Source organism: Pseudonocardia sp. ICBG1034 (genome assembly GCF_020131375.1).
Taxonomy (GTDB): Bacteria; Actinomycetota; Actinomycetes; order Mycobacteriales; family Pseudonocardiaceae; genus Pseudonocardia; species Pseudonocardia alni.
The window spans coordinates 108174-120515 of record NZ_JAHLEK010000017.1; the positions used below are offsets into that span (position 1 = coordinate 108174).

At 75.7% G+C, this 12342-nt stretch carries 11 protein-coding genes; 8 read left to right on the plus strand and 3 right to left on the minus strand.

Translation table 11 applies throughout. The features are described 5' to 3' along the window. Positions 1–78 precede the first annotated feature (78 nt). The 6 genes from tatA to KPF22_RS15455 all read left to right on the plus strand — a co-directional run bounded on the left by tatA (position 79) and on the right by KPF22_RS15455 (position 7602). Positions 79–372 carry a Sec-independent protein translocase subunit TatA gene (gene tatA / locus KPF22_RS15430; protein WP_224402485.1) on the plus strand — a complete coding sequence of 98 codons (294 nt, stop codon included), beginning with the start codon at positions 79–81 and terminating at the stop codon, positions 370–372. Between the two features lie 61 nt (positions 373–433). Next, entirely contained in the window at positions 434–1444 is a 1011-nt protein-coding gene (gene tatC / locus KPF22_RS15435) for a twin-arginine translocase subunit TatC (protein WP_208823771.1), read from the plus strand. 102 nt (positions 1445–1546) lie between these two features. Beyond that, complete coding sequence (pyrH, locus tag KPF22_RS15440) at positions 1547–2293, plus strand: UMP kinase (RefSeq protein ID WP_062395067.1); 747 nt, start codon at positions 1547–1549, stop codon at positions 2291–2293. Between the two features lie 73 nt (positions 2294–2366). Beyond that, complete coding sequence (locus tag KPF22_RS15445; protein WP_224402486.1) at positions 2367–5273, plus strand: RNA helicase; 2907 nt, start codon at positions 2367–2369, stop codon at positions 5271–5273. A 101-nt stretch (positions 5274–5374) separates the two neighbouring features. After that, positions 5375–6256 (plus strand): DUF4333 domain-containing protein, encoded by an 882-nt coding sequence (locus tag KPF22_RS32700; protein ID WP_208823714.1) that lies wholly within the window; start codon positions 5375–5377, stop codon positions 6254–6256. Between the two features lie 68 nt (positions 6257–6324). Further along, complete coding sequence (locus tag KPF22_RS15455; RefSeq protein ID WP_224402487.1) at positions 6325–7602, plus strand: GNAT family N-acetyltransferase; 1278 nt, start codon at positions 6325–6327, stop codon at positions 7600–7602. A 25-nt stretch (positions 7603–7627) separates the two neighbouring features. Here KPF22_RS15455 and KPF22_RS15460 read toward each other — a convergent pair whose 3' ends face one another. Continuing rightward, positions 7628–8407, minus strand: a complete 780-nt coding sequence (locus KPF22_RS15460) for a cyclopropane-fatty-acyl-phospholipid synthase family protein (protein WP_224402488.1) — start codon at positions 8405–8407, stop codon at positions 7628–7630. 66 nt (positions 8408–8473) lie between these two features. Between KPF22_RS15460 and KPF22_RS15465 the strand changes: the two genes are divergently transcribed. Next, complete coding sequence (locus KPF22_RS15465; RefSeq protein WP_224402489.1) at positions 8474–9076, plus strand: helix-turn-helix domain-containing protein; 603 nt, start codon at positions 8474–8476, stop codon at positions 9074–9076. 2 nt (positions 9077–9078) lie between these two features. Here the strand turns inward: KPF22_RS15465 and KPF22_RS15470 are convergent, their stop codons facing one another. Together KPF22_RS15470 and KPF22_RS15475 are read right to left on the minus strand one after the other, a co-directional pair. Next, positions 9079–10416 carry a M20 family metallopeptidase gene (locus KPF22_RS15470; RefSeq protein WP_208825067.1) on the minus strand — a complete coding sequence of 446 codons (1338 nt, stop codon included), beginning with the start codon at positions 10414–10416 and terminating at the stop codon, positions 9079–9081. Next, entirely contained in the window at positions 10413–11378 is a 966-nt protein-coding gene (locus KPF22_RS15475; RefSeq protein ID WP_224402490.1) for a 5'-3' exonuclease, read from the minus strand. Before KPF22_RS15475 ends, KPF22_RS15470 begins: the two co-directional genes overlap by 4 nt. 71 nt (positions 11379–11449) lie before the next feature. Between KPF22_RS15475 and KPF22_RS15480 the strand changes: the two genes are divergently transcribed. Beyond that, complete coding sequence (locus KPF22_RS15480) at positions 11450–12301, plus strand: GAF and ANTAR domain-containing protein (RefSeq protein WP_374107493.1); 852 nt, start codon at positions 11450–11452, stop codon at positions 12299–12301. Positions 12302–12342: the final 41 nt, after the last annotated feature.

Consider the following 12342-nt stretch of genomic DNA (forward strand, 5'->3'; position numbering starts at 1 on the left):
GGACGGGGGGACCGGGCGACCGATTCGCCCGTGTCTACACTCGGTGTCGACCCGGCCCGATCGACGCGAGGTGGACCCATGCCCGGTGGCTACGAGTGGCTGATCATCATCGCCGTTCTGCTCCTGCTGTTCGGCGCGAAGAAGCTGCCCGAGATGGCGCGGTCGGTCGGTCAGTCCGCCCGCGTGTTCAAGGGCGAGATGAAGGGCCTCAAGGACGACGACGCCCGCAGCCGGCAGACCGAGGAGCCCAAGCCCGCCCAGGAGCTGCCCGCCGCCGCACCGGCGCCGCAGCAGACCACCCCGGCCCCGCAGCAGACGCCGCAGCAGCCGCCGGCACAGGCCACCGACCGGCCCGCCGGTCCGACCGCCTGAGGCACCTCCTCCCGTGAAGGCGCCGTTCCGTCGGAAGCGCAGGCTCAACCCCGACGGGACCATGACCCTGATCGAGCACCTCTACGAGCTGCGCAACCGGCTCGGCATCTCGCTCGCCGCGATCGTGGTGACGACGGTGTTCGGCTACATCTGGTTCGAGGTCTCGTTCTTCGGTTTCCCGAGCCTGGGTGAGCTGCTCAAGGAGCCGTACTGCTCGCTGCCGCCCTCGGCGCGCGCGTCGCTGACGGCCGACCCGAACGCCTGCACCCTGCTCGGCACCACCCCGTTCGACCAGTTCATGCTGCGCCTGAAGGTCGGGGCGACGGCCGGGGTGATCCTGGCCTGCCCGATCTGGCTCTACCAGCTGTGGGGCTTCATCACCCCGGGCCTGCTGAAGAAGGAGCGCCGCTACGCGCTGGGCTTCGTCTCGGTGGCCGCGGTGCTGTTCGTCGCCGGCGCGGTGCTGGCCTACCTGATCATCCCGCAGGCGCTCGGCTTCCTGCTGACCATCGGTAGTGAGATCCAGACGACGGCGCTGACCGGCACGTCGTACTTCTCGCTGGTCGTGAACCTGATCGTCATCTTCGGGGTCAGCTTCCTGATCCCGCTGCTGGTCGTCGCGCTCAACGCGGCGGGGGTCGTGTCCTACGACATGCTCCGCCGCTCCCGGCGCGGGCTGATCTTCGGGCTGTTCTGCTTCGCCGCGATCGCCACGCCCGGCCAGGACCCGATCTCGATGCTGGCGCTGGCGTTCGCGCTGACCCTGCTGTTCGAGGGTGCCATCCAGGTCTGCCGGATCACCGACCGCCGCCGGGCCCGCCGTCGCGCCGCCGAGGGCTGGGACTCCCTGGACCCGGACGAGCCCTCGCCGCTGGACACCACGCCGTCGCCGATCGAGGGGCCGTCCCGGATCGAGCCGTCCCGGATCGAACCCCCCGCGCCGGTGTCGACCACCCGGGCACCCGTCGTTGCCCCGGACGGCGGCACCGCGGGTGCGGGGAACGGCCGCACCGGGGGTGCCGTGACGAACGGGACCGTCCCCGGGCCGCCCCGCTACGACGACATCACCTGACCGGGGCGGGGCCGCGGATCCCCCCGCGGCCCCGCCCGGCACGGCTCCGTAGGCTTGCCCCCCGGATCGGGTCGGGCGGCACTGAGGAGCGGGTCGGGACAGATGAAGTACAACCGGGTGGTCATCAAGCTCAGCGGACAGGCGATGGCCGGTGCCGACGGCTTCGGGTTCTCCGCGCAGGCCCTGTCCCACCTCGCCGACCAGATCCGGCAGATGCGCGCGCTGGGGGTGCAGGTCGCGGTCGTCGTCGGCGGCGGGAACGTGTTCCGCGGCAACCGCTCCGAGACCTGGGGGATCGACCGCGTCGAGGCCGACAACATCGGCATGCTCGGCACCGTGATCAACGGTCTCCTGCTGCGCGGGAAGCTCTCCGCGGGCGGTGAGGAGAACGTCCGCGTCATGACGGCGATCCCGATCAACGCCGTCGCCGAGCCGTTCCTGCGGCTGCGCGCCAAGCGGCACCTGGAGAAGGACGCGATCCTGATCTTCTCCGGCGGCAACGGGCAGCCGTTCATCACCACCGACTACCCGAGCGTGCAGCGCGCCCTGGAGATCGGCGCGGACGCGCTGCTGGTGGCCAAGCACGGCACCGACGGCGTCTACGACACCGACCCGCGCACCAACCCCGACGCGCGCCGCTACGAGCGCCTGCCCTACGACGAGGTCCTGTCGCGCCGGCTGGCCGTGATGGACCAGACCGCGTTCATCCTGGCCCGCGACCACGGCCTGCCGCTGCACGTGTTCGACATCGAGAAGGACGGCCTGATGGCCGCGATCTGCCGCGGTGAGCACCACGGCACGGAGATCAACCCCGACATCGTCGAGGCGGAGTTCGCCCACCCGGAGTAGGCCGGCGGTGCCACGTGGCCCGGCTCACCCTGTGACGGAGCAGGGTGTCGGTGCCGTGTGACAGCCTGGGGCCGTGAATGGTTCCGCCGCCGACCCGGCCGCCGCGTACGCGGCGGCGAAGGCCCGCGCCGCCTATCCGCGGCTGGCCGAGTTCACCGGTCTGATGCCCTTCGACCTGGACCCGTTCCAGCGCGAGGCGTGCGAGGCCCTGGAGGACGGCCACGGCGTCCTGCTCTGTGCGCCCACCGGCGCCGGCAAGACCGTCGCGGGTGAGTTCGCCGTGCACCTGGCCCTGTCCGAGGGCCGCAAGTGCTTCTACACCACGCCGATCAAGGCGCTGTCCAACCAGAAGTACGCCGACCTGGTCGCCCGCTACGGCGCGGACGCGGTCGGCCTGCTCACCGGTGACACCGCGGTGAACGGTGACGCCCAGGTGGTCGTGATGACCACCGAGGTGCTCCGCAACATGATCTACGCCGACTCCGACAAGGCGGCGAACCGGCGGCTGGACCACCTCGGCTACGTGGTGATGGACGAGATCCACTACCTGGCCGACCGGTTCCGCGGCGCGGTCTGGGAGGAGGTCATCCTCCAGCTGCCCGAGCACGTCGCGGTCGTCGGGCTCTCCGCCACGGTCAGCAACGCCGAGGAGTTCGGCGACTGGCTGGTCGAGGTCCGCGGTGACACCCGCGTGGTGGTCGACGAGCACCGCCCGGTGCCGCTGTGGCAGCACATGATGGTCGGGAACCGGTTGTTCGACATGTTCGGTGAGCGGAGCACTCCCGGCGGGCCCGGTGAGGTCGTCGTCGATCCGGAGCTGGTCCGCTACACCCGCGAGATGGCGCGGCGGGACTTCACCACCTCACGCGGCCCGGACCGGGCGGGCGATCGCGGGCCGCGCGGCCGGGGTGGTCCGCAGCGCGGCCGCACCCGGGGCGGGAAGACCGACTCCACGGCCGTCGTCGGGCGGGGGCCGCGCGGGGGCGGGCCGTCGCGCGGTGGGTTCCGGCCGCCGTCGCGGGTGCAGGTGATCGACCGGCTCGACCGCGAGGGGCTGCTGCCCGCGATCACGTTCGTCTTCTCCCGTGCCGGCTGCGACGCCGCGGTCGGCCAGTGCGTGCGGGCCGGGGTGCGCCTGACCGTGCCCGAGGAGGTCGACGAGATCCGCCGGATCGTCGAGAAGCACACCGGCGACCTGCCGCAGGCCGACCTCGGCGTGCTCGGGTACTGGGAGTGGCGCGAGGCCCTCGAACGCGGCGTCGCCGCCCACCACGCCGGGCTGCTGCCGGCGTTCAAGGAGACCGTCGAGGAGCTGTTCGTCGCCGGCCTGGTGCGCTGTGTGTTCGCCACCGAGACCCTGGCGCTGGGAATCAACATGCCCGCCCGCACCGTCGTGCTGGAGCGGCTGGTCAAGTACAACGGCGAGGCCCACGTCGACCTCACCCCCGGCGAGTACACCCAGCTCACCGGGCGCGCCGGGCGCCGCGGGATCGACGTCGAGGGCCACGCCGTCGTGCTGTGGGCACCCGGCATGGACCCGGAGCAGGTCGGCGGGCTGGCCTCCACCCGCACCTACCCGCTGCGCAGCTCGTTCCGGCCGGTCTACAACATGTCGGTCAACCTGGTCGGGCGCCTGGGCACCGACGCCGCCCGCGAGCTGCTGGAACGCTCCTTCGGGCAGTTCCAGGCGGACCGGTCGGTGGTCGGGCTGGCCCGGCGGATCGACCGCAATACCGAGGCCCTGGACGGCTACCGGGAGGCGATGAGCTGCCACCTCGGCGACTTCGCCGAGTACGCCGACCTGCGCAGGCGCATCGCCGACCGGGAGAAGTCGCTGCGCCGCCAGAACACCGTCGCCGCCCGCGACGAGGCCTCGGAGTCGCTGCGCGAGCTGCGCCCCGGCGACGTGATCGCGGTGCCCTCGGGCAAGCGCGCCGGGATCGCCGTGGTGCTCGACCCGGGGATCGGGGCGGTGTCGGCCGCGGGCCGCGACGCCGAGGTCCGGCCGCTGGTGTGCACCGAGGACCGCTGGGCGGGACGGTTGTCGGCGGCGGACTTCCCGGACGCGGTGGAGGTGCTGGGCCGGATCAAGCTGCCGAAGCGGGTCGAGCACCGGTCACCGCAGGTCCGCCGGGACCTGGCCTCCTCGCTGCGTGCCTCCCGGCTGGGGGAGGGGCGCGCCCTCGGGCGCCGTCGCCGGCCCGGGGTGCAGGACGACCCGGAGCTGTCGACACTGCGACGGGCCCTGCGCGCGCACCCCTGCCACGGCTGCGACGACCGCGAGGCGCACGCCCGCTGGGCGGAGCGGCACGCGAGGCTGGAGCGGGAGACCGAGACGCTGCGGCAGAAGGTGCGGGCCACGACGCACTCGCTGGCCCGGGCGTTCGACCGGATCCGGGCGCTGCTCGCCGAGCGCGGCTACCTCGTCCCGGCCGGGGAGGCCGAGCCCGGCGAGGAGGAGATCACCGCGCACGGCCGGGTCCTGGCCCGGCTGTGGGGCGAGTCGGACCTGCTGGCCGCCGAGTGCCTGCGGCACGGCGCGTGGGACGGCCTGGAGCCCGACGAGCTGGCCGCGGTGGTCTCGGCGCTGGTCTACGAGTCCCGCCGCGACGACGCGCCGATGCCGCGGCTGCCCACCGGTCCGGTGTCCGACGCGCTGGAGCGGACCGTGCGGCTGTGGGAGGAGCTCGACGCCGACCAGCGCCGGCACAAGGCCGAACGCACCCGCGCACCCGACCTGGCCTTCGCCTGGCCCATGCACCGGTGGGCCCGCGGCGAGTCCCTGGCACAGGTCCTGGAGGCGGCCGAACGGAACGGGCACGAGCTGTCCGCGGGCGACTTCGTACGCTGGACCCGGCAGGTCCTCGACCTGCTCGACCAGATCGCCGGGGTCGCCGGGCGGTCGAGCACGGTCGGGAAGGCGGCCCACCGGGCCTCCGGTGCGGTTCGGCGCGGCGTGGTCGCGGCCGGTATGCAGTAGCAGTCACGAACAGCACCAGCAGTCACGAGCAGCACCAGCAGTCACGAGCAGCACCAGTAGTCACGACGGTACGACGAGAGAGACGGGCGGACGAGTAGGCGATGAGCAACCCGCAGGGACCGGACCGGCATCCCGAGGATGCCGCGGAGCGGACCGGGGAGATCCCCGCCTGGGGCACGCCACCTCCCGGCGGGTGGGGCGCCGACCCCGAGACCACCGGAGCCTGGTCCCCCGACCGCGACGACCGTGACGGCTGGGCCGCCCCCGGCGCCGCCCACGACGCCGGCGGCGCACCCGCGCAGGGCACCGGCGGCTGGGACGCCGTCCCGCCCGCGGGCGGACGCCACAGCGGCGACACCGGCGGCTGGGCCGCCCACGACGGGGGCGCCGGGGACCCGGCCCGCGGCGAGCCGCTGTGGGGCGACGAGGCCGGCTCCGACACCGGCACCGACGGCGGATGGGCCGTCCCGACCGGGCGCCGCGCCCGTCGTCGGGCCGCCGAGACCGGAGCGCCCACCGACGCCGTCCCCGCGTCGTCGCCCGGGTCGCCCTGGGCCGACGCGCAGACCACCGCGGCCGTCCCGGCCGACGGCGGGTCCGGTCCGGGCGCGTGGCAGAACCCCGGGCCCGGTGAGGACGAGCCCTGGGTCTCCCGGGACGCGGTCCGCTCCCCGTCGCGGACGCGGCGCTACGTCCTGGCCGGGATCGGCGCCGTGGTGGTGGCCGCGCTCGTGGTCGGCGCGCTGTTCTGGGCGGGCGTGCTCGGCAGCGACCGGCTCGACCGCACCGCGCTGCAGGCCGGGGTCAACCAGGTCCTCACCCAGGACTACGGCCTGCAGGTCGGCGCGATCGCCTGCCCGGAGGACGTCGAGGTGTCGGCCGGCACGCAGTTCACCTGCCAGGCCGTCGTCGACGGCGAGCAGGTGGAGGTCCCCGTCGTCGTGACCAGCGACCAGGGCGACTACCAGGTCGGGCGGGTCTGACCGGGCCGCGGTGGCGGGCCGGGTAATCGGCTGGCGCGCGGGGCGCGCGGAGGCGAGGCTCGTCGGATGTGAGCCCCGATGACCCGTTCGCCCCGCACCCAGCCCCGCACCCAGCCCCGCCGACCGTCGCCCCGCACCCGGTCCGGACCCTGACCGACCCCGCCGACCGGCGCCGCGCGTTCGACCTGTTCCTGGGCACCCTGCACCACGGACCGATCACCGACGACGCGTGGGAGGCCCACGGGCAGGCCCCCGACGAGCACTGGCTCGGCGTCGCCGACCCCTCCGGTGCGGTCGTCGGGTCGGCGTACTCCTTCCCGACCCGGCTGACCCTGCCCGGCGGGGCCCGGGTCCCCGCCGCCGCGGTCAGCGGCGTCGGGGTGCGACCCGACCGGACCCGCGCCGGGCGCCTGACCGCGCTCATGCGCGCGCAGCTGACCGCGGCCCGCGACCGCGGCGACGTCGCCGCGGTGCTCCGCGCGTCGGAGGCCGGCATCTACGGTCGCTACGGCTACGGCGTCGCCTCCCGCGCCGACCAGGTCCGCGTCACGGCGGGGGCCGCGTGGCGCCCGGAGGCCCCGGCCGGGGGCACGGTGCGGATGCTCGACCCCGACGAGGCGACCGGGCTGCTGCCCGGCCTGCAGGAACGCCTCGCCGCGGACCGCCCGGGCGGGATGACCCGCTCCGCGCGCTGGTGGCGGCGGGCGCTGCGCCCCGCGGGCCCGCCCGCCGGCGAGTACAAGGGCATGGCGGTGCACACCGGCACCGACGGCGTCGACGACGGGTTCGTGGTGTGGGGCGTCGCGGAGGGCGACCTGGCCACCGGCGGCACGGACGAGGTCCGGGTGCAGCAGCTCTGGGCCGCCGGGCCCGCCGCGACCGCCGGACTGTGGCGGTTCCTGACCGGGCTCGACCTGGCCGGCGCGGTGACGAGCTGGGCACGTCCCCTCGACGAGGACCTCGACCTGGTGCTGGCCGACTCCCGGGCCCACCGGGTCACCGGCCGCGGCGACGACCTGTGGCTGCGCCTGCTCGACCCGGACGCCGCGCTGCGGGCCCGCGCCTGGGGCCCCGGCGGACCGGTCGTGCTGCGGGTGCACGACGCGTTCCTCGGCGACACCGGCACCTGGCGTCTCGCCGACGGCGCCGCCGAGCCCGCCGCCGGCACCGATCCGGACCTGGAGTGCACCGTCGACGCGCTGGCGGCGGCGTTCCTCGGCGACCGGTCGCCGTCGTCGCTGGTGGCGGCGGGCCGCTGGCGCGAGCACACCCCCGGCGCCCGGGCCCGGGCGGACGCGCTGTTCGCGGTGCCCGGACCGGCGCCGTGGTGCGGCACGTTCTTCTGAGCGTCCCCGCCGGCGACGCGGACGCTCAGGCCCGGCGGCGGGCCCGGACGACCGCGTCGTGGCCGGTCACCGTGCTGCCGTCGGGCAGCGTCACCGGCCGCGGCCGCGCGTCGGCGACCAGCACCTCCCACCGGTCCGGGTCGAGCGCACCGGCGAGCTCGTGCTCGTCGGGGAACAGCTCCGGCTCCGGCGGGCGCGGGATCCCGGCGGCCAGGTCGCGCGGGTGGTGCAGCACCAGCAGCAGCGTCCCACCGGGTGCGACGGCGCCGGCGAGCGCGGCGTACAGGGGGCGGCGCACGTCCGGGGGGAGGTGCAGGAACTGGGCGTTGACCAGGTCGTAGACGCCCGCGGCGGGCGGGTCGGAGCGCAGGTCGGCGGCGGTGAGGGTGACCGCGTCGGCCCACCCGGCCCGCTCGACGGCGGCCCGGGCCCGCTCCACCGCGACGGGGGAGACGTCGACGGCGTTCACCCGCCAGCCCCGCGCGGCGAGCCACACCGCGTCGCCGCCCTCCCCGCAGCCGACGTCGAGCGCCCGCCCGGCCGGCAGGTCCGCGGCCTCGGCGACGAGGGCGGCGTTGGCGTCGCCGCTCCAGATCTGCGGACGGGTGTCGTAGTGGGCGTCCCAGAACGCCGCGGACCAGCGGTCCTCGGTCACGGTGGCTCCTCCGGTGGATGTGGTCGGTGTGGTGGGCGCAGCGGCGGTGGTGGTGCCGGTGGCGAGTCCGTGCACCCGGTCGTCCGCGACGAGCGCGGCGACCCGGCGCTCGGACGCGGCACCGAACGGGTCTGCGGGAGAGGAGGTCATGGCACCACCCTGCGCGCCACGGCGCGATGCTGGCAAACGTCGTTGCCGGGATGGCAAACTGCCGGTGTGGACGAGGCGATCGCGGACACCCTGGCCGGCGTCGGCCCCCGGCTGGCCGGGCTGCGCACCGCGCACGGCATGACCCTGGCCGACCTGTCGGAGGCCACCGGCATCTCGGTGAGCACGCTGTCGCGCCTCGAGTCCGGCGGGCGCCGTCCGACCCTGGAGCTGCTGCTCCCGATCGCGGCCGCCCACCAGGTGCCGCTCGACGAGCTCGTCGCCGCCCCACCGGTCGGCGACCCGCGGGTGCGGCTGCGGCCGCGGCGGGCCAACGGGATGACCGTCGTCCCGCTGACCGAGCGCCCCGGCGGGCTGCAGGCGTTCAAGATGCTCATCCCGTTCCGCGGCGACGAGCCCGACCCGCGGGTGCACGAGGGCTACGAGTGGCTCTACGTCCTCGACGGCAGGCTGCGCCTGGTCCTCGGCGGGCACGACGTCGTGCTCGGCGCCGGGGAGGCCGCCGAGTTCGACACCCACGTCCCGCACTGGTTCGGCTCCGCCGACCGCGACCGCGCCGTCGAGGTGCTCAGCCTGTTCGGCCCGCAGGGCGAGAAGGTCCACACCCGCGCCGCGCCGCGTGAGCGCCGCACCGCAGGCCACGGCGGCTGAGCTCAGTCGAAGAACGCGGGCACGTCCACCGGGCCGCCCGCCTCGGCGAACTCCGCCGCGACCGCCCCGCGCAGCGCCTCGTCGTACAGCAGGTCGGCCACCACCGCCGCCAGCCCGGCGGCGCCGTCGAGCACCGCGCGGTCCCCGGCCGCGCTCGCGGCGGCCTCGGCGAACCCGGTGGTGTGCAGCGCGGTGCCCGGCTCCGCGATCGCGATCATCGGATGGATGGACGGCACCCGCAACGAGACGTTGCCCAGGTCGGTCGACCCGGTCTCGGTCTCCGGCACCACCCCGCGCGGGTACACCGTGCGCCCCCGCCCGGCCTGGTGCACCGCCCAGCGCGCGGCGAGGGTCCGGTTGTGGCGGATCGGCAGGTACGGCGGGCGCGGGTCCCACTCGAGGGTGTGCCCGCAGCCGGTCATCGCCGCCGCCGCGACGGCGATCGCCTCCACCCGCGTGGTCAGGTCCCGCAACGTCTCCGGGCGCTGCGAGCGCAGGTAGTAGCGCGCCGCCGCCCGCTCCGGCACGACGTTGGGCGCCTGCCCGCCGTCGACGACGACGCCGTGCACCCGGTCGGAGTCGGGGATGTGCTGGCGCAGCATCGCGATCCCCTGGTAGCCCAGGACGACCGCGTCCAGGGCGTTGCGGCCCCGGTGCGGCTGGGCCGAGGCGTGCGCGGCGACCCCGTGGTAGGTCACCTCCAGCTGACGGCGCCCCAGGAACGGGTGGTCGGCGATGTCGTGGGCGAACGGGTGCAGCATCACCGCGGCGTCGACGCCGTCGAAGGCACCGTCGCGGGCCATCGTCTCCTTCCCGCCCCCGCCCTCCTCCGCCGGCGTGCCGAGCAGCACCACGGTGCCGCCCACCGGGTGCGCGGCGAGCACCCGCGCCAGCGCCAGGAACGCACCCACCGCCGCCGAGCAGATCACGTTGTGCCCGCAGGCGTGCCCGATGCCGGGCAGCGCGTCGTACTCGGCGAGCACCGCGACCGTCGGGCCGTCCCCGGAGCCGAGCGTCGCCCGCAGCGCCGTGTCCAGCCCGTGCACGCCGACGGCGGCGTCGACCCCGTGCCCGGCCAGCAGCGCGGCCACCGCGGCGACCGAGCGGTGCTCGGAGAACGCGGTCTCCGGGTGGGCGTGCAGGTCGTGCGAGAGCGCCAGCAGCTCGTCCCGCAGCTCCTCGACCGAGGCCGCCACCGCCTCCCGCACCGCGGCGGGGGCGCCGTCGTGGGGGGAGGTGATCGGCTCGGCCGCCGCGGCGCGCACCGCGGTCTCCCGGGCCACGACCTCGTCGTACGCCGACGACGGCGGGACCGGCAGCCCGTGGTCCGGGCAGGTCACGACGACGCCGCCGCGTCCAGGGCCTTCCGCAGCCGCCCGACCGAGGACTCCAGACCCCACCGCCGTGCCAGCTCGTCGAGCCGGTCCGGGTCGGCGAACGACGCCGGGAGCACGTCGTCGCGGCTCAGGTCGACCTCGGCGTCGGTCCGCACCCGCACCACCGGCTCGACGACGTCGAGGTAGTCCCGCGCCGCCGCCAGCTTCGCCCGCGGCCCCGCCCCGATCCGGGTGTCGCCGTCGCCGACCGCGGCCAGCAGCTCCGCCCACGAGCCGAACCGGCCCACCAGCGTCGCCGCGGTCTTCGCCCCGACCCCGGGCACCCCGGGCAGCCCGTCGGAGGGGTCCCCGCGCAGCATCGCCATCTCCGCGTACGCCGCGCCCGCCCGCTCCCGGGGCACCCCGAACTTCTCGGCGACGTCGTCCGGGCCCAGGTTCTCGGCCTTGTTCAGCCCGCGGCCGATGTACAGCAGCCGCACCGGCGGGGCGTCGCGCACGATCTGCATGAGGTCCCGGTCCCCGGACACCCCCAGCACCGGGTCGGAGGCCTCCCGGTGGGCCAGGGTCCCGATCACGTCGTCGGCCTCGCAGCCCACGGCCCCGCCGGTCGCGATCCCCGCCGCGGCCAGCACCTCCATGATCAGCGGCACCTGCGGGGCGAGGGTGTCCGGCACCTCCTCGGGCACCCCGGCCGGCACCTCGTCGCCGGCCCGGCCCGCCTCCACCCGGTGCGCCTTGTACGACGGCAGCGCGTCCACCCGGAACGCCGGCCGCCAGTCCAGGTCGAGGCAGGCCACCAGCCGCACCGGGCGGTGCTCGGTGACCAGCCGCGCGATCATGTCGGTGAACCCGCGCACCGCGTTCACCGGCGTCCCGTCCGGGGCGGTGACGCTCTCCGGCACGCCGAAGTAGGCACGGAAGTACATGCTCGCGGAGTCCAGCAGCATCAGCGGGCGCTCACTCATGCCGCGAGTCTGGCACCGCCGCCGTACCCGGGTGGGCGCCACACCCGCGCGGACCGTGCAGAATGCCCGGTGTGGAGAACAGCGGAACCACCACGAACAGCGGACCTGCTGCGGTCACCGGGCGCGACGACTGGACCGCCGAGCGGGATCTGTTCGTCGTCACCGAGCAGCGCGGTGGCCCCGCCGAGGACGCCCTGGCCGACACCGGCCCGCTCGCCCGCGAGTTCGCCGCCCTCACCGGCGCCCTGCTCGCCTCCGGCTCGGTCGCCGACGTCCTCGCCCGGGTCGTCGCCGCGGTCCGCCGGGTCGTGCCCGGCGCGGACATGGTCAGCGTCACCCTCCGCGACGACGACGGCCGCTTCCACACCCCGGTCGAGACCGACCCCGCCGCCTCCTCGATCGACGAGGCCCAGTACACCAGCGGCTGCGGCCCCTGTGTCGAGGCCGCCCGCGCCGACGGCCCTGCGCTGGCCTTCTCCGACGACCTCGCCGCCGAGAGCCGCTGGAGCGACTTCGCCCACGCCGCCGTCGGGCACGGGTTCCACTCGGTGCTGGCGGTCTCGCTGATCCCCGACGCCGTGCCGCCGCGGCTGCCCGGCGCGCTCAACGTCTACGCCACCGACCGCCGGGCGTTCACCTCCGCCGACCGCGACCGCCTGATCCTGCTCGCCACGCACGCGTCGCTGGCCCTGGCCACCTGCGTCGCCGTGTCCGACGCCGGGCTCCAGGAGACCCAGCTGCGCCAGGCGATCGCCTCGCGTGACGTGATCGGCCAGGCCAAGGGCATCCTGATGGCGCGCCGCGGGCTCACCGCCGAGGAGGCCTTCGACGTGCTCCGCCGCACCTCCCAGGACCTCAACGTCAAGCTCGTCGAGCTCGCCGGGACCGTCACCGCGCACCCCACCGCGCTCGACACCGACTGACCCGCCCTCCGGCTCCGGCAGGCGTCCGGTGACGCAGCGCG